We start from the raw sequence: 16,394 nt of genomic DNA, 5'->3' as shown, positions 1-16,394 counted from the left end.
CGGTGACCGGGTGTTCCACCCGGACGGCCACTCGGTCGCCGTCGAGTTCGTCAGCGACGTGATGCACGGCCACGACTGCTTCCGTGTGACCACCGTCGACAACCGGTCGGTGGTGGCCGATGCGGACCACCTGTGGACCGTCACCGACAAGCGGGCCGAACGTTGCCGCGGGTCTCGCGGGCCGGGCAGGACTCGTTGGTTCGAGACGCGCACGGCCACCACCCGGGAGCTTCTCGACTCCGGGCTGTCCCGGTACCCGGGGGGAACCCGCGAGACGTCGACGAACGGGAAGCGCTACGCGACTCGGGAGAACCGGTATGTGTTGCCGCGGCAGGCACCGGTGAAACTGCCGGACGCCGACCTTCCGGTCGACCCGTACCTGCTCGGGGTGTGGCTCGGTGACGGGGCGTCCACTTCGGCGCAGATCTCGTCCGGGGACGCCGACGTCGAGGAGATGTGCACGCTGCTGGAGTCCACCGGCGCGCGGATCGTCTCCCGGCGGCGGGACCGGACGTGCTGGACGGTTCGAGTCGGCGTCGGGACGCTCAAGCAGAGTGAGCTTGGTGCCCGGTTGCGGCAGCTCGGGGTGTGGGGAGACAAGCACGTCCCGGACCAGTACCTGACCGCCGCCGAGGCACAGCGGGAAGCCCTGATTCAGGGCCTCATGGACACTGACGGTTCCATCGGAACCAACGGGCACGCGGAGTTCTGCTCCACCAACCAGCGTCTCGCCGCCGCCGTTCTCTTCCTCGCTCGTTCCTTGGGTTGGCGGGCGGTGTCCAAGGAGTCCGCGGCCAGGATCGAGGGGCGTGAAGTCGGCCGTCGGTGGCGGGTGACGTTCACCCCCGTCGCCGACGACCCGTTCAACCCCTTCCGCCTGGTCCGGAAGTCGACGCGGCGGAAGCCGAGCGACGGGCGACGAGGCCGTGCCACGTTGTCGATCGAGTCCATCGTGCCGGTCGAGTCGCGACCGGTGCGCTGCATCAAGGTCGGTTCGCCGGACGGACTGTTCCTGGCCGGGCGCGACCTGGTCCCGACGCACAACACGACGCTCATCCTCGCGCTCGCGGTGCACCGAGCGCTCGGGTTCGACGGGCAGCGGCAGGTGATCGCCTACGGCGCGCAGACCCGCAACGACGCCCGCATCAAGTGGGAGGACGAGCACGTCCTCGCCCTCGAGCGGTCGAAGGTGTTCCGGAAGCTGTTCTCGGTGCGGAAGACCAACGGTAACGAGGCGATCCTGTGGCGGAACGGGTCGAAGCACGGGATCGTCGCGAACACCGAGAAGTCCGGTCACGGCGCGACGCTGGATCTGGGGTTCCTGGATGAGGCGTTCAGCCAGGTGGACAACCGGATGGAGCAGGCGTTCAAGCCTGCGATGATCACGCGTCCGCAGCCGCAGCTGTGGGTCGTCTCGACCGCCGGGAACGACTCGTCGGTCTACCTGAAGCAGAAGATGGCGGCCGGCCGCGCCGCGGTCGAGGGCGGCTCCGGGAAGGGGCTGGCCTACTTCGAGTGGTCGGCCCCGGAGGATGCGGACCCGTCGGATCCTGCGACGTGGCGGGCGTGCATGCCAGCTCTGGGGCACACGATCTCCGAGGAAGCGATCGCCGCGGACTTCTCGTCCATGGAGCTCATCGAGTTCCAGCGCGCCTATCTGAACCAGTGGCCGGACCGGAACGCCACGGACCCGGTGATCCAGCCGGGTGTGTGGGCGCATCTGGCGGACACCCGGTCGCAGGTGGTGGATCCGGTGGTGTTCGCGGTGGACGCGGCACCGGACCGTTCGTCGGCTGCTATCGCGATCGCCGGCCGCCGTACGGATGGTGTCGGGCATGTCGAGGTGGTGGACCGCCGGGATGGCACTGGCTGGCTGTTGGAGCGGGTGAAGGAGTTGCACGCCCGCTGGCGGCCCGCCGCGTGGGTTCTGGACCCGGCATCCGCCGCCGGGTCACTGCTGCCGGCGTTGCAGGACCTGCGGATCGAACCGGTGTTGGTGACCGGTCGTGAGATGGCGCAGGCGTGCGGCCAATTCTACGAGGACGTGGTGGAGCGTCACGCGTTCCGGCATCGGGACCAGCCGGAGTTGAACAAGGCCCTATATGGGGCGCAGAAGCGGCGTCTGTCGGATGCGTGGGCGTGGGATAAGCGCACGTCGGGCGCCGACATTTCCCCGCTGGTTGCGGCGACCCTCGCATGGCATGGGGTTGCGGTGAAGGGCACCCCGGTCCGGTCGGCTTATGACTCGCCGGACGCCGAACTGATGGTTGTGTGAGAGGAGGCGGGTGGTGGAGCTCGTCGTGTTGACCGCCGCTGTCCTGATCCTCCTTGTCGGGGTTGGTGTGCACGTGTTCGACCGTGTCTCCGCGGCCCGTCTCGGGGCGCGCCGCCGGGTGTTGGTGCAGATGAAGTCGGGTCGGGCGTTCACCGGGATTCAGTGGCGGCGCCGCAGTGGCCTTCTTGAGCTGCGCGGGGTGGAGATGTTGGAGCCCGGCAATCAGCCGCAGACGGTGGACGGCTCCGTGATCCTTGACCGCGTCGAGATCGAGTATGTGCAGGTGGCCGGCTGATGGCGTTCACGATCTCTGAGGGTCAGGTTGCGTCGTCGGCGTCGGGTCATGCGATCCCCCGCTCGGGGCATCTGCAGATCACCGACAACGATTTCCCGACGTATGCGCAGATGTGGAAGCGGCAGCCGCAGATCCGCACCGTGGTCGGGTTCCTGTCGCGGAACATCGCGCAGATGGGCATCCACGTGTTCAAGCGGGTGTCGGACCTGGACCGGGAGCGTGTCGCGGATCATCCGCTGTCGAAGCTGCTGGCGCGCCCGAACCCGTACACGACGACGTTCCGGCTGATCGAGGCTCTGGTCGCGGATATCGCGATCTATGACTGCGCGTTCTGGTTGAAGGTGCGTTCGGCGGACGGTTCGGATCCGGCGCTGCTGCGTCTGGATCCGGCGCAGGTCACCTTGGAGGGGAAGAACCCGTTCATGGTGGAGTCGTTCCGGTACGGGCGGCGCCGGTTCCAGCCTGAGGATGTCGTGCACTTCCACGGCTATTCGGCGATCGACAACCGGACGGGTACGAGCCCGTTGGAGTCGTTGCGGCAGATCCTCGCTGAGGATTTCCAGGCGTCGCTGTTCCGGTCGCAGCTGTGGCGCAACGGCGCCCGCCTGTCCGGGTATATCGAGCGTCCGGTGGGGGCGCCGGAGTGGTCTCGTGCGGGTAAGGAGGCGTTCCGGGCGGGCTGGCAGTCCCAGTACACCGGTGATGGTGCTCGTCCGGGTGGGACGCCGATCCTCGAGGACGGCATGAAGTATGTGCCGGCGGGGACGAGTCCGCGGGATGCGCAGTACATCGAGGCGCGGAAGCTGACCCGTGAAGAGGTCACGTCGGCGTATCACATCCCGTTGACGCTGGTCGGGCTCCTCGATAGCGCCACGTACACGAACATCTCCGAGCAACACAAGATCATGTACTCGGACACGTTGGGGCCGTGGCTGAACATGATCCAGCAGGAGCTGGCATTGCAGCTGATCCCCGACTTCGACACCTCGGGACACATCTACGCCGAGTTCAACCTCGCCGAGAAGCTCCGCGGATCGTTCCAGGAGCAGGCCGCGCAGCTGCAGACCGCTGTCGGTGCCCCGTACATGACCCGCAATGAGGCCCGGGCCCGCTTGAACCTGCCGCAGGTCGACGACGGCGCCGAACTCATCACCCCGCTGAACGTGCTCGTCGGCGGGCAGGCGTCACCGCGGGACTCCGCACCCGATCCGGCCGACCGAAACGACAACCCGGCGCCGGAGCCGACCCAGCTCCGCGCCGTCGAACGCTAGCCAACGCCAGGAAGGAAGTGGGTCCATGCAGGTCAAGACCTGCCCGATCACGGTCAAGACCGCAGGTACCCACGAGGGTGCCGAGGAAGGCATCGTCGAGGCGATCGTCGCCGCCTACAACGTCGACAGCGTTGGGGATCAGATCGTGCCTGGCGCGTTCGGGAAGTCCCTCGCCCGGCACAAGGCCGCCGGGAACAACCTTCCGTTTGTGTGGTCGCACCAGTCCGACGACCCCGACTCCTACATCGGTGAGGTCCTCGAAGCGGAGGAGCGCCCGGAGGGGCTGTGGGTGAAGGCGCGTCTCGACATGGACGAGCCGAAGGCCGCGAAGGTGTACCGGCTCCTCAAGGGCCGCCGGGTGTCGCAGTTCTCGTTCGCCTACACCGAGATCGACGCCCGACCTGCGGGGAAGAACTCCCCGGGTGCGTTGAAGGAGCTCCACGAGCTCGACATCCACGAGTGCGGGCCGACGATGGTCGGGGCGAACCCGGCGACCGCGCTGCTCGGGGTGAAGGCCACGAAGACCGAGCCGTGCCCCACCTGCGGGCATGCGACCGGGGAGAAGCACACCGCCACCCCCGAAGCCCCCACCGAACCTGCCGACAGTCCCGCCGAGGTCCCGTTCGAGGATCGGGTGCAGGAGCTGGTGAAGCAGGCCGTCCAAGACTTCCTCCGCGAATCCGCGGAGGCCGACACCACACCGGTGTCACCGACAGAGAGCGAAGCCGAAGAGGCCACGCCCGCTGAGCCCGCCAATCCCGTCGAGCCGCCTGCTGCAGAGCCGGTCGCCGCCGAGGATGTGCCCGCCAGTGAGGGAACCGCCGACGTTCGCCTGCTCACCGAGCTCGACCTGCTCGAGGTTGAGCTCGACATGCTGAACGACTGAGGAGTTTCCCTATGAGCACCACGACTGTGGATGCCGCCGAGGAGATGAAGGTTCATCTCAAGGCGGCCCGTGACATCTCCGAGGTGGCTGAGAAGGCCGGCCGGGATTTCACTGATGAGGAGCGCGGGCAGGTCAACGAGCTCGTCGCGAAGGCGAAGGCCGCGCAGGAGCGGGCGAAGCAGGCCAAGGGTGACGCCGCCGTTCGTGCCGCGATCGCCGACCTCGACGGTGTCGAGGTTCAGGAGAAGTCCGGTTCGTTCCGGACCCCGTCCGGTCTGATCGTCCCGCAGCGGGGCGGGAAGTCCCTGGGGCAGCTGTACGTGGAGGGCAACGAGTTCCAGGAGCTCATGCACTCCGCCCCGGGCGGTCACTTCCAGAAGAACCACCGCATCAACACCCGCCCGACCGGGTTCTCCAGCCTCACCCCGAACCGCGGTTCGAAGGCGCTGGTGACCGGTGTGTCGCAGACGTCGGCGGGTTCGCTGATCGAGCCGGACCAGCTGGGTCTGCGGGTTGGGCTGGAGCCGTTCCAGCGGCCCCTGACCCTGCGGGACCTGGTCACCTCCGGCACCACGTCGACGGACTCCATCGAGTACGTGCGGGTCACGTCGATCACGAACAACGCCGCCCCGGTCCCGGAGGCAACCGCCTCCACCCAGCAGCTCACCAACGCTGCGGGCGGTTACAAGCCGGAGTCGGCGCTGGCGACCGCGAAGGTCACCACCCCGGTCCGGACGATCGCGCACTGGATCCCGATCACCAAGCGGGCCCTGTCGGATGCCGCGCAGATGGTCACCCTCATCGATTCGTTCCTCGAGTACGGGCTTGAGGAGGAGCTCGAGGATCAGATGGTTGCCGGCGACGGCACCGGCGAGAACCTCGAGGGTCTCGCGAACGTGTCCGGTGTCCAGTCGCAGGCGTGGGACACCAACCGGCTCGTCACGACCCGGAAGGCGAAGACGAAGGTTCGGATCACCGGCCGTTCGCAGCCCAACGGGTACGTCATCAACCCGGCTGACCTCGAGGAGATCGAGCTTCTCCGCGAGGACACCGGTGCTGGCGCCGGTACGGGTGCGTTCTTCTTCGGTGGCCCGGCCGCCGCGGGTCAGGCGCCGACCCTGTGGGGTCTGCCGGTCGTGGAGTCCGAGGCTGTTCCGGCTGGTACCGCATATGTCGGTGACTGGCGGAAGGCCATTCTCTGGGATCGCGAGCAGTCGTCCATCACGACTACGGACAGTCACGACAACTTCTTCGTGAGGAACCTCGTCGTGATCCTCGCGGAGATGCGGGCCGCGTTCGGCGTCATCCAGCCGTCCGCGTTCGTGGAGATCGACCTCTCCGGTGAGCCGGAGGCGGGCGGTGGCGGCGGGGGCTGACCCGCCGCCTCACTGATCGTCGGTGAGGGCCCGTCAGCGGCGTGCCCGGACCTGCCTGCCGTGCCCTCACCGACACCCCTCTCCGCAATTCCCACCCCATGGAAGGAGCCTGTGATGGCTCTGCACCTGTACGAGGTCGGTGTTCGCCGACACACGACCGTGATGAAGCTGTCCGACGAGGACGCGAAGGCTTTCGCCGAGCGTGACGGTCTCGAGGTGAAGAAGCTCGGCGCCGCGAAGCCTGCGGCCCGTGTGGATGTCCCGGCGCCGTCGTATGCGGTTGACGAGGACGGGGGCGAGCTCCCGAAGGACGATGGGGGTGTTCGTCGCCGTGGCCGTCAGCCGCGGAACAAGCAGGCCTAGCTGATGCCGCTGATCACCCTGGATCAGGTGTATGCGCACCTGAACATGGATCAGCCCGACCCGAACGATGTTCCGGAGCTGCAGAGGTTCATCGACGCTGCTGTTGACGCCATCGAGGGGTTCACCCGGCTCACGGTGGACCCGCAGAACATGGTCGAAGTGGTGACGGTGCCCCCTTCGGGGGTGGTGGTGCTGCGGAACCGGCCGGTCATGTCGATCGCTGACTTGCAGGCGGTTGACGGGTCGAACACGCAGTGGAACCCGTCCGATGCGGTCATCGACCCTGACACCGGGATCGTGCGGCTCGCCCCTGTCGGGGTGTCGGGGGATGTGCGGATCACCTATGTCGCGGGCATCGGTGATCCGCCGGCGTCGTTCCGTGTCGCCGGCCTGATCATTGTCGCTCACCTGTGGCAGACGCAGCGGATTCCGCTGTCAGGTCGCAGAGCGTTCGGTGGTGGCGCCGATAACGGCACCCTCGAGTCCGGGGCCGGGTGGGCGATCCCCCGTGCCGCATCCGATCTGCTGCCCGCGGCAGCACCGCTGATGCCATGAGCATGCACGCGCCGGACATCATCGAAGCGCTCCACAGCCTGGTGCAGGCCGAGTTCAGCCCCGACGGTGTGCAGGTCGTGGATGGCCCGCCGTCGGATGACATTGACGCCGCCAACGCGATCGGGCTGGCGGTGAATGCGGAGGGCGGCGAGATCGCGCCTGCGCAGTCGTCGTCACAGTTCGGTCTCGGCTCCTATCGGGGCGAGCTGGATTTGGCGTGCCTGTTGCAGTCGTCGTCCGGGTCGGACGACTTCCCCAGGTTGCGTCGGCAGGCGTATGCGCTGCTGCGCCGGTTCCCGCCGGTGCTCGCCGAGCTCACGCAGCGCCCCGACGTGGTGGACGCCCGGATCCCGAACCACACCTACACCCCGATCCGGGACAACCAGGCGTTCACGGCGCTCATCCAGTTCGTCGTGCGCATCGACACCTACGAGAAGGAGTAGCCGCCGTGACCGATCACGTGATGGCGAAGAACCCGGCGAACGGTCACGTGGTCCGTATGTCGCCGGCGAAGTTCCGAATCATGCAGCGGTCCGGGTGGACCGAAGCACAGTCCACCCCGCCGTCCCGGTCGGGGTCGAAGGCCGCCACCGGTGGTCTGGTCGAGGTTGAGAAGGAGAACGGCTGATGCCAGCCCCGGAGATCTCCGCGATCACGCTGTACACGTCGCGGGGTAAGTCGAAGTACTACTGGGTGGAGACCATCGCGGACTACCACGCCCCGACCCGCACGGAGATCGATGCAGGGGTGGATCTGTCCCCGATCGTCGCCGACCACGATGGGTGGACGGTGCAGTCCGGGCAGATCGAGGCCCCGAACCTGAAGACCCGATGGACGAACACGATCCCGGGTGAGAAGTCCGCGGATGACTCGTCGCTGACCTGCTACATGTCGGAGGACGGCGACGACGCCCGCGATCTGATGGAGCAGGACACGGCCGGGTTCGTTCTCCGGTTCCCGGGTGGGGATGTGGCGGGCAACCGGTACGACGTGTTCCCGGTGATCGTGTCGGCGCAGTCGAAGAACCTCAGCGTGGACGGGTCGGACCCGGACACGATGGAGTTCCAGTTCGCGATCACTGAGGAGCCGGCGGAGAACCTGACCGTTCCGGCGCACGCCGGCCCGTGAGTGTCAGGGACCGGTTCCGGGCCCGGTCCCTGCCTTCGCAGACGGTCACATTCCCGGAGGATCCGGCCGCCTACAGCGTCGCTGTGGATGCGGTCGCGGAGTGTGAAGTGGAGCTGGTGGAGGCACGCCGCAGGGGCGCGGACACACGCGAGGTGGAGCAGCGGCTCGCTGCCGCCCGCACCACCCTCGACTCGCTGGAGTCGTTCAAGTTTGAGGTGCGGGCTTTACCGCCCGCCGACTGGGAAGCGCTCGTCGCGCAACACCCCGCCGCGAAGGACGCCGATCACGGCTGGGACTTCGACCCGCCCACCTTCTGGCCGGCGCTACTCGAGGCATCCGTCATCGACCTGGATGCAGGCCCTGACGATCCGCCGATGACCGCGCAGGACTGGGCCGACATGTTCGCCCAGGGAGAAGTCAACTTGGCGGAGAAGAACGCCCTGCTGAACACCGCGCTCGGGTTGAACACCCGCTCGTTGGGTGTGCAGGTGGGAAAAGGCTCCGCACAGACGCCCTCCTAGCCCTCGAGATGGACGTCTGCGAGATCTACCAAGTCCCGCACAGCCAGTTCCTGTCGTGGGATCCCGATGACCGCGACAAGGCGGTCATGCATCAGGTGCGGAAACAGGAGCGGTGCCCGTCGTGCGGCACCCACCCTGATGACTGGGATCCCGAAGTCGGCGGCTCAGTGGATGCCTACACGGCGAAGCGGGTGCATTGCCGGGGCTGCCAGGAAACCGAGAAGGCCAATGAGGCCCTCGAGAAGGCACGGCAGGCCAAGGAGAACCGGCCCCGCCGGGGGACGTCGATCAGGTTGGAACGGAACCCGGAGGCGTGAGCGGTGGCGACGATCGCATGGCTGAAGGTGCACAACCAGGACGTGTTCCGACGTCTCGTACGCGCGTTGCGGGACGCGGGGAACGGGGATTTGCGCCGGGACCTGGTGCGGGAGATCCGCGCTGAGGGCCAGCCCGCCTTGGCGGCCACGAAAGCCGCGTGGGCGACCGTCGATGTCACCTCGTCGCGAGGTGGCGGAACGAAGTCGACTGGACTGCGGGGCCGGATCGCCGGCGCCACGAAGATCCAGGTGCAGCAGAACGGTATCCGGGTGCACGTGAACCCGCGCCAGGTGGATGCCCGCTACGGGCGCACCTTGACGTTCGGGATGAACAACATGGGCACCTGGAAACACCCGGTGTTCGGGAACCGGAACCACTGGGAGAAGCAGTGGGGCCAGGAAGTTTTCTACAAGACCCTCGAACGGTACGAGCCGCGGTGGCGGCGCGGTATCGAACGAGCCATGGACCGAACCGCACGAAAGCTAGGGATGTAGATGACCAGTCCGGGCGCAAACACTCTGTCCTTCCTCCTCGGCGGCCCCGGGTCGACCGAGAAGTCTCGTTTCGACTTCGACCAGTCACCGGCGCTACTCACCGGTGAGGAAACGCAGATCATCCGTGAGCTCACCGGGGCGTCGGCGACGGCGTGGCTGTCCCGCATCGCCGGTTGGGCGAACCTGGACGACATCACCAAACTCAACGAGGTCGACCTCGAGGTTATGGCGTTCCTGGTGCGGAAGCGCGAGAACCCGATGCTGGAGTGGCAGCACTTCCGTCGCACGATCGCGTTCCTGACCGTCGAGCTCGTCGACACCCCCGTAAAGAAGCCTGCCAGCAAGTAGGCAGCACTGCGCTCCTCCCCCGGCGGGCGCTACCCGCACAACGACTTCAAGCGCGCCGGTTGGCGGTGGAGGGGTGACTCGTGGCTCGTGAGCTCCGGTTCGACGTATCGGCCCTGGACCGGGCCTCGCAGGTGTTCGCCCGTATGGGCCGCGCCGTCGAACGGTTCGAGCGGCGCCTCGACGACCTCGACGGGAAAACCGTCGATGTTCACGTCGATGTCGACACCGCCCAGGCCGAACGGAAGGTTGGATCGTTCGCCCGGGAGACCCGGGCGCGGCTCGAGGCGGCGTTGCGGAACCTGCCCGAGTTGGAGATCGACGCCGACTCCGACCCTGCTGAGCGGGCCATCGCCAATGTGCGGCGCAGGTTGGCGGAGCTGTCGGACAAGACGGTCGGGATCGATATCGGTGCGGCGGAGGCGCTCGCGGAGACGCGGGAGTTGCAGCGGCAGCTCGATCAGATCGGTCGATCGTCTCCGAACGTGCAGGTCCGTGCGGATGCGGCCCGCGCTGCGGCGCAGTTGGCGGCCATCAACGAGCTGGTCGATCGGGTCGACGGCCGTCGTGCCCGGATCCGTGTCGATGTTGATCGCGGCCTGGATGAGGCTGTGCTGCGGATGGCGCAGCTGGGTCGCACGATGGGTACGGTCCTGCCGTTCGCCGCCGCGTCGGCTGCTCCGCCGGTCGCATCGTTGGGTGCGTCGGTGGTGGCGCTGTCGCAGGCCATGTATCTGATCCCCGCTGCTGGTCTGGCGGTGGGTGCGGGTATCGCGACCGTCGTGATCGGCATGAACGGGTTCTCCGACGCCCTGAAGGTTCGTGACGATGCGAAGAAGTTCGCGGAGGCGTTGAAGGAGCTCGCCCCGGCCGCGCGGTCGGCGGCGATCACGATCCGCGATCTGGGTTCGGGCTGGTCGGAAGTCCAGAACAGCGTCCAGCAGAACTTGTTCTCGAACCTGGCTGCGGACCTGCAGGTCATGTCGGGTCGCTACTTCCCGATCTTGAATGCCGGCTTGTCGGGGATCGCGACGCAGATGTCGGCGGCCCGCTCCGAGTGGGTGCGGTTCATGTCGTCGGTGGAGGCGACGAACAGCATCGGGCTGATCTTCGACAACATCACGCGGGCGACGATGCCGCTCGGTGGGATCCTGTCGAACCTCACCGACATGTTCGTCAACATCGGGAAGGTTGGCTCTGACTTCCTCCCCGGGTTGGCGAACGGGTTGCAGCGCGCTACCGGTAGGTGGCGGGACTTCATGGCGGAGGCCGCGAACTCCGGCCAGCTCGCCGAATGGATCCAGGAGGGCATCGACACGATCGCCCAACTCGGCCGGATCGTCGGCGATGTCGGATCGACTTTGAACGCGGTGTTCACCGCCGCAGAGACTGCCGGTGCGGACTTCCTGGGCACGCTGGAGCGTGGCACGTCGGCGATGAAGGAGTGGGCGCAGTCCGCGGACGGCACCGACACCCTCGTCAAGTTCTTCACCGATGTCCGCGGCGCCGTTGACGCGCTTCTGCCCGGCCTGCTGGAGCTCGGTGACGCACTCCTGGACGTGATCACCGCCTTGAACGATGCAGGCGCGTTCACGGCTGTCGCGTCGGCACTGTCAGCTCTCGCTGACTCTGCCGCGCCGGTGCTGCGGATCCTCGGTGACCTTGCTGCGGCGGTGTTGCCGCCGTTGGCGGCGATCATCGAGTCTCTTGCGCCGCTTCTGGGCCCGCTGATCGCGGGGATGCTGGCGTTGACCGGTGCAGGCCGTCTGATGGCGGCCGCGATGCACCTTCCCGCTAGTGCGATCAAGTCGTGGCGGGCGTTCCAAACGCTCGGGCAGGCGCTGCGCACCACGAACAAGGGAGCGCAGGACACGTCGGGCGAGATGAACACCCTTGGCGCTCGAGTCGGAGCTCTTAGGGGGCGCATCGGAGGCGCGATCGGCGCGATGCGGCAGTTCTCCGACGAGGCCCGCCTGCAGCGCGCTCTGGCCGCGTCGGCGGGGCAGCAGATCGGCCGGCTCGGCGCCGTATGGGCGGCTTTGGAGACCAGCCAGATCGGGGCGGCGCAGACGGCGTTGGCGTTGCGGCAGTCGTATGTACAGGCGTCAACGGCGGTGCGGAACTTCGCGAACCAGGCCGGTGCCGCGGCGCAGCGGGCTACGGCCGCCTTGGGCGCCGGGCTGGCGGCCGGTGTGTCGCGGGGCGTCGAGTCGATCATCCGGATCCCGTCTGCCGTCGCTGGTGCGGCCCGGGCGCTGAACTCGGGGCTCGGCTATGCCGCGATCTATGCACGCGAGTCGATGATCCAGCTGGGGCAGAGGATCGCGCACACCGCGGGTGTGCTCCGCACCGGTATTGGTGTTGCGGCGATCAACGCTGCGGATGCGATCCGTCGCCTCCCGGCTGCGGTGTCGTCCGCGGCGGCGACGCTGCGCACTGGGCTCGGTGTGGCGGCGATCAACGCGGCTGAGGCGATCCGTCGGATTCCCGCTGCGGTGTCGTCCGCGGCGGCGACGCTGCGGACCGGTATCGGTGTGGCGGCGATCAACGCGGCGGACGGTTTGCGCCGTTTCGGTGCCGCAGCGGTCAATGCTGGGCAGGTCGCTGCTGCGGGGCTGCGGTCCGGTGCTGCTGCGGCGGTGTCGGCGGTCCGGCAGATCCCGGCCGCGACGGTCGCTGCGGGTGCCGCGATCGGCCGCGGGATTCAGACAGGCGTGACCACTGCGGTAGGAGCGCTCCGGGCGCTCCCAGGGCAGGTCGCTGGCGCCATTTCCAGCGCCTCCGCTGCGGTCATGTCTGGCATCCGGGGCATGGGGACCGCGGTTGCCACCGGACTGAGGGCCATCCCCACAGCGGTACAGGGGGCGTTCTCGGGAATCGGGTCGGCCGTCTCCGGCGCGATAGGACACTTCGGTCGGTTCGCCGGGGCGGTGGCAGGCTTGGGTGCATCGGTGGGCTCAGGGCTGTCCCGGGCGCTGATCGGGACCAGGGTCGAGATGGACGGGTTCGTGACTCGTGCCGGTGGTCTGGTGTCGTTCCTCGGCGGCCCGTGGGGTGTTGCGCTGGCTGCTGCTGGGGTTGCGTTGGCGGCGTTCGGGGCGCACCAGGCGAACGCCGCCGCAGAAGCGGCCGCGCACCGGGCAGAGCTCGATGCGCTCGCCGGGACCCTCGACCAGTACTCGGGTGCGATTACGCAGGCCACGATCAACGAGAAGGCGAACCAGCTAGCGAAGGACGGCACCCTCGACACGGCCCGCCAGTTGGGGATCTCCACCCAGGATTTGACGCGCGCCCACCTCGGCGAAGCTGGAGCGTTGGAGCGCGTGCAGGGGCAGCTGGCGAACCATGCGGCCGGCCTGATCTCGCAGTCGTCGGCGTATGACCAGGTCGCACCCCGCCTGGCCGCCTACGGGGTGTCTCTCGACGACATCGCTGCGGCGTCGATCGGGAACGAAGCGGCGATGCGGAAGGTGCAGGACGCGGTCGGGCAGGTCGCCCGGCAGGCCGAAGATGGTGGCGCCGCGTTCGGGAACCTTGTTGACGAGATGTTCGGTGCCGCCGGTGAGGCCGCCCGTCTCGGCGAGGAACTGGGGATCTCGAACGGCGAGCTCGCGAAGATCCAGGATCAGACCCGGTTGGCGGCTCAGGCGTCGAACGAGTTCGCGTCGACCTTGGATGCGATCGGGTCTGGGCTGGCGGCGTTGGGTGAGGGTGCCCCGATGACCGAGCAGCTCGCGAACGGCCTGCGGTCGGTCGCCGAGTCGGCGGCGGAGACAGCGCAGCGTGCCGGTGAAGCTGAGGGCGCCCTGATGGGTGTCGATGCGGGTGCGATCGCGGCCCGGAACTCGATGCAGGGTTCGCGGGATGCGTTCATCGCTGCCGCTGAGGGCGCCGGCATGTCGGCGGAGCAGGCCGGGGCGTTGGCGAACCAGATCGGGTTGATCCCTGCTGCGGCGGAGACGAACTTCCGCACGAACGCGCAGGGTGTCGCCGCGGAGATGAACACCCTCGCAGCGCAGATTCGTGAGGTTCCAGAAGGCAAGGACGTCATCGTTCAGGCGTTGACCCAGGAGGCGCAGGCGAACCTGACGCAGATGGGATTCCAGATCGAGCGTCTGCCTGATGGCACCTTCAAAATCACGGAGAACACCGCGGAAGCTAGGGCGAACCTGGACTCGTTTGTGGCCTTCCAGAACAACCGCACCGCGACCATGAAGTTCGATGCCGATACCGCCGGTGCGAACGGGAAGATCACGGCAACGGTCACACTCGCGGATGGCCAGACCGCGGAGATGACCTACAACGCGAACACGGTCGCCGCAGACGGCAAGGTCAAAGCCACGGTCACGATGGCTGATGGCCAGACCGCGGAGATGATCTACGACGCGAACGCTCTGGCAGCTCACGGCAAGGTCGACGCGACTGTCACCTACGGCAACGGCCAGACCTCGACGATTACGCTCGATTCCGACTCGGCCCCGGCGGTAGGGGAGATCACTCGGACCGTGACGTTCGGGGACGGCCAGACCGCGGAGATGACCTACACGGCGGACTCGGCATCAGCGAACGGCACGGTCACTTCGACGGTGACGTTCGCCAACGGCCAGACCGCGGAGATGACGTTCAACGCGAATTCTGCGAATGCCGACGGGACTATTAACGCCACAGTCAACTACGGCAACGGCCAAACCTCGACGATGACTCTCAACGCGAGAGATCTCGCAACCCCCGTCATCAACGCCATCCCCAAGCGCTCCACGCACGTCGTCGACATCATCACCCGCGGCAACGTCGCGCTCGCCCGGGCCCGCGCCGACGGCGGCTACGCCACACCAGCTGCCTACGCCGCCGGTGGATACCGGCCGCGGCGCATGTCCGCCAGCCGCGCCGAGATCGTCCCTCCGCGCCAGCCCCGCCTGATCGGCGACCGGATGCGCGGAGACGAAGCATTCATCCCCATCAACCAGTCGCCCCGCAGCCAGTCCATCCTCGCCACCACAGCAGGGGCCATGGGCTACGGAATCCACCGACGGGCCTTGACCCCGGATAGTGGACACGGGGTGGATTACGCGGCGTCCGGAACGGTAGCTGCGAAGTCTGCCTCGTAGGTGTTCGGGGTCTGGTAGCGGCAGTAGGAGTGGCGGCGTCGGGTGTTGTAGCGGGTCAACCATCGGAACAGTTGCCGACGGCAGGTGGCCTGATCGGGCCAGAACGCGTTGTCCTGCAACACTTCCCGCTTCAGGGTGGCGTTGAACGACTCGGCGAGGGCGTTGTCGGCGCTGGACCCGACCGCACCCATCGACTGCTGGACGTCGAGTCGGTCGCAGAGGTTGGCGTAGGCGCGGCTGGTGTAGACCGAGCCGTGGTCGGAGTGGAAGATCGACCCGGCGAGGGAGCCGCGGTCCGCGGCCGCCGCTCGGAGGGCGTCTGCGACGAGGTCGGTGCGCATGTGGTCGGCGAGCGCCCACCCGGTCAGGCGCCGGGAGTGGCAGTCGATCACGGTGGCCAGGTAGAGGTTCCCGCCATCGGCCAGGGGTAGGTAGGTGATGTCGCCGACATAGACGATGTTCGGGGCGGGCGCGGTGAAGTCGCGCCCGAGCAGGTCGGGCACCGGGCTCTGGGCGGGCTCGGGGATGGTGGTGCGCACCCGGCGACGGCGGCGGTAACCCGCGATGCCGTGCTCGCGCATGACCCGGCCGATCCGCTTGTGGTTCACCCGCTGCGCCGGCTCGACGCCGTCGTTGATTTCGGCGGTGATCCGCGGCCGCCCGCAGGTGCGGTCTCCGTCGTGCACGGCGCGGATCCGCTCGGCCAAGGCGGTGTCCGCGGCAGTGCGCTTCGCGCGGGCGGGCGCGGCGGCGAGCCAGGCGTAGAACGAGGAACGTCGCACGTCGAGTAGTGCGCACAGCCGCTTCACCGTCCAGCCCCGGCGGGGGCTGGAGGTCGTGTCGGAGTGGTCGGCGACGAACTGGAAGCGGGTCACCAGTTCGTCGCCCCGGCGAAATACTTGGCCGCCTGGCGAAGGATCTCCCGCTCGGTCTCGAGTTTGGTCTTCTCCGCCCGCAGTGCCTTGTTCTCGGCTTCGAGGCGGGCCAGACGCTGCTCGGGCGTCTCATCCGCGACGGGCACGACACCGGCGTTCTGGCGTGGCGCACGCACCGAACGTGCGCTGCGGGTGCGGGTGCCGTCGGGGGCGGTGCGGGTCCCGGTCCCGAGGTTGTCCAGCCACAACGCCAGCGTGGCCCGCTCGACGCCCAGGTCGGCGGCGATGCCCTTCACCGTCGCCCCGGGCGTGGACTCGTACAGCTCGACGGCCTGCCGACGGAACTCGTCGGAGTAGTTCTTGCGGGCCATGGTCAGACATCATCTCGCTTCCCCCGACCGTGCGGGGATCAGCGTGTCCACGGAACGGGGTCAGGGCCCGACTCACCACCAACCCCAGCGCCCTCGCCGCCGGCATCCACGACCAACTCACCCAGACGAAGGCAGCGGCAGCTGTGCAGGCACGGGCCACATCACCATCGATCACCATCCGAGGCGGAGACAACGGCACGAACACTGCGTTGC

16 protein-coding genes are annotated in these 16,394 nt (G+C 67.8%); 15 read left to right on the top strand and 1 reads right to left on the bottom strand.

Annotated elements, in window-relative coordinates; all coding sequences use genetic code 11:
• The first annotated feature begins 454 nt into the window (after nucleotides 1-454).
• The 15 genes from Pdca_RS13765 to Pdca_RS13695 all read left to right on the top strand — a co-directional run bounded on the left by Pdca_RS13765 (nucleotide 455) and on the right by Pdca_RS13695 (nucleotide 14,935).
• Complete coding sequence (locus Pdca_RS13765; RefSeq protein WP_158092085.1) at nucleotides 455-2,275, top strand: terminase large subunit; 1,821 nt, start codon at nucleotides 455-457, stop codon at nucleotides 2,273-2,275.
• 13 nt (nucleotides 2,276-2,288) lie between these two features.
• Nucleotides 2,289-2,570 (top strand): hypothetical protein, encoded by a 282-nt coding sequence (locus Pdca_RS13760; RefSeq protein ID WP_125911396.1) that lies wholly within the window; start codon nucleotides 2,289-2,291, stop codon nucleotides 2,568-2,570.
• Nucleotides 2,570-3,841 (top strand): phage portal protein, encoded by a 1,272-nt coding sequence (locus Pdca_RS13755; protein WP_085911492.1) that lies wholly within the window; start codon nucleotides 2,570-2,572, stop codon nucleotides 3,839-3,841. Before Pdca_RS13760 ends, Pdca_RS13755 begins: the two co-directional genes overlap by 1 nt.
• Before the next feature lie 25 nt (nucleotides 3,842-3,866).
• A complete protein-coding gene (locus Pdca_RS13750) occupies nucleotides 3,867-4,727 on the top strand; it encodes an HK97 family phage prohead protease (protein ID WP_085911491.1) in 861 nt (286 codons plus the stop codon).
• 11 nt (nucleotides 4,728-4,738) lie between these two features.
• A complete protein-coding gene (locus Pdca_RS13745; protein ID WP_085911490.1) occupies nucleotides 4,739-6,103 on the top strand; it encodes a phage major capsid protein in 1,365 nt (454 codons plus the stop codon).
• A gap of 114 nt (nucleotides 6,104-6,217) precedes the next feature.
• Nucleotides 6,218-6,466 (top strand): hypothetical protein, encoded by a 249-nt coding sequence (locus tag Pdca_RS13740; protein WP_085911489.1) that lies wholly within the window; start codon nucleotides 6,218-6,220, stop codon nucleotides 6,464-6,466.
• Between the two features lie 3 nt (nucleotides 6,467-6,469).
• Nucleotides 6,470-7,021: a hypothetical protein gene (locus Pdca_RS13735; RefSeq protein WP_085911488.1), complete on the top strand. Its 552-nt coding sequence runs from the start codon at nucleotides 6,470-6,472 to the stop codon at nucleotides 7,019-7,021.
• A 2-nt stretch (nucleotides 7,022-7,023) separates the two neighbouring features.
• Entirely contained in the window at nucleotides 7,024-7,464 is a 441-nt protein-coding gene (locus tag Pdca_RS13730) for a hypothetical protein (protein ID WP_085911487.1), read from the top strand.
• Nucleotides 7,465-7,469: 5 nt separating this feature from the next.
• Nucleotides 7,470-7,649 (top strand): hypothetical protein, encoded by a 180-nt coding sequence (locus tag Pdca_RS13725; RefSeq protein WP_085911486.1) that lies wholly within the window; start codon nucleotides 7,470-7,472, stop codon nucleotides 7,647-7,649.
• Entirely contained in the window at nucleotides 7,649-8,149 is a 501-nt protein-coding gene (locus Pdca_RS13720) for a phage tail tube protein (protein WP_085911485.1), read from the top strand. Before Pdca_RS13725 ends, Pdca_RS13720 begins: the two co-directional genes overlap by 1 nt.
• A 107-nt stretch (nucleotides 8,150-8,256) precedes the next feature.
• Complete coding sequence (locus Pdca_RS13715; protein ID WP_125911395.1) at nucleotides 8,257-8,670, top strand: hypothetical protein; 414 nt, start codon at nucleotides 8,257-8,259, stop codon at nucleotides 8,668-8,670.
• A gap of 8 nt (nucleotides 8,671-8,678) precedes the next feature.
• A complete protein-coding gene (locus Pdca_RS13710; protein WP_085911483.1) occupies nucleotides 8,679-8,987 on the top strand; it encodes a hypothetical protein in 309 nt (102 codons plus the stop codon).
• A gap of 3 nt (nucleotides 8,988-8,990) precedes the next feature.
• Nucleotides 8,991-9,482 (top strand): hypothetical protein, encoded by a 492-nt coding sequence (locus Pdca_RS13705; protein ID WP_085911482.1) that lies wholly within the window; start codon nucleotides 8,991-8,993, stop codon nucleotides 9,480-9,482.
• A complete protein-coding gene (locus tag Pdca_RS13700) occupies nucleotides 9,483-9,830 on the top strand; it encodes a hypothetical protein (RefSeq protein ID WP_085911481.1) in 348 nt (115 codons plus the stop codon).
• Nucleotides 9,831-9,910: 80 nt separating this feature from the next.
• Entirely contained in the window at nucleotides 9,911-14,935 is a 5,025-nt protein-coding gene (locus Pdca_RS13695) for a hypothetical protein (protein ID WP_125911394.1), read from the top strand.
• Here Pdca_RS13695 and Pdca_RS13690 read toward each other — a convergent pair.
• Nucleotides 14,893-16,181, bottom strand: a protein-coding gene (locus Pdca_RS13690) for an IS3 family transposase (protein WP_125911393.1) whose coding sequence is annotated in 2 segments (ribosomal slippage) — nucleotides 14,893-15,827 and nucleotides 15,827-16,181 — 1,290 coding nt in all. Because the reading frame shifts where the segments join, the coding sequence is not laid out codon by codon here. The two genes, Pdca_RS13695 and Pdca_RS13690, sit on opposite strands and share 43 nt — an antisense overlap.
• Nucleotides 16,182-16,394: the final 213 nt, after the last annotated feature.

Origin of the sequence: Pseudonocardia autotrophica (genome assembly GCF_003945385.1) — a bacterium.
Taxonomy (GTDB): Bacteria; Actinomycetota; Actinomycetes; order Mycobacteriales; family Pseudonocardiaceae; genus Pseudonocardia; species Pseudonocardia autotrophica.
The sequence above is the reverse complement of the archived record's forward strand: the minus strand, read 5'-3'. Positions and strand labels throughout refer to the sequence as shown.

What these genes read in the sequence shown, in the direction of transcription:
- Pdca_RS13740 (WP_085911489.1), top strand. Translation starts at nt 6,218, where the DNA reads ATGGCTCTGCACCTGTACGAGGTCGGTGTTCGCCGACACACGACCGTG.
- Pdca_RS13735 (WP_085911488.1), top strand. Translation starts at nt 6,470, where the DNA reads ATGCCGCTGATCACCCTGGATCAGGTGTATGCGCACCTGAACATGGAT.
- Pdca_RS13710 (WP_085911483.1), top strand. Translation starts at nt 8,679, where the DNA reads ATGGACGTCTGCGAGATCTACCAAGTCCCGCACAGCCAGTTCCTGTCG.
- Pdca_RS13720 (WP_085911485.1), top strand. Translation starts at nt 7,649, where the DNA reads ATGCCAGCCCCGGAGATCTCCGCGATCACGCTGTACACGTCGCGGGGT.
- Pdca_RS13750 (WP_085911491.1), top strand. Translation starts at nt 3,867, where the DNA reads ATGCAGGTCAAGACCTGCCCGATCACGGTCAAGACCGCAGGTACCCAC.
- Pdca_RS13765 (WP_158092085.1), top strand. Translation starts at nt 455, where the DNA reads ATGTGCACGCTGCTGGAGTCCACCGGCGCGCGGATCGTCTCCCGGCGG.
- Pdca_RS13730 (WP_085911487.1), top strand. Translation starts at nt 7,024, where the DNA reads ATGCACGCGCCGGACATCATCGAAGCGCTCCACAGCCTGGTGCAGGCC.
- Pdca_RS13700 (WP_085911481.1), top strand. Translation starts at nt 9,483, where the DNA reads ATGACCAGTCCGGGCGCAAACACTCTGTCCTTCCTCCTCGGCGGCCCC.
- Pdca_RS13755 (WP_085911492.1), top strand. Translation starts at nt 2,570, where the DNA reads ATGGCGTTCACGATCTCTGAGGGTCAGGTTGCGTCGTCGGCGTCGGGT.
- Pdca_RS13745 (WP_085911490.1), top strand. Translation starts at nt 4,739, where the DNA reads ATGAGCACCACGACTGTGGATGCCGCCGAGGAGATGAAGGTTCATCTC.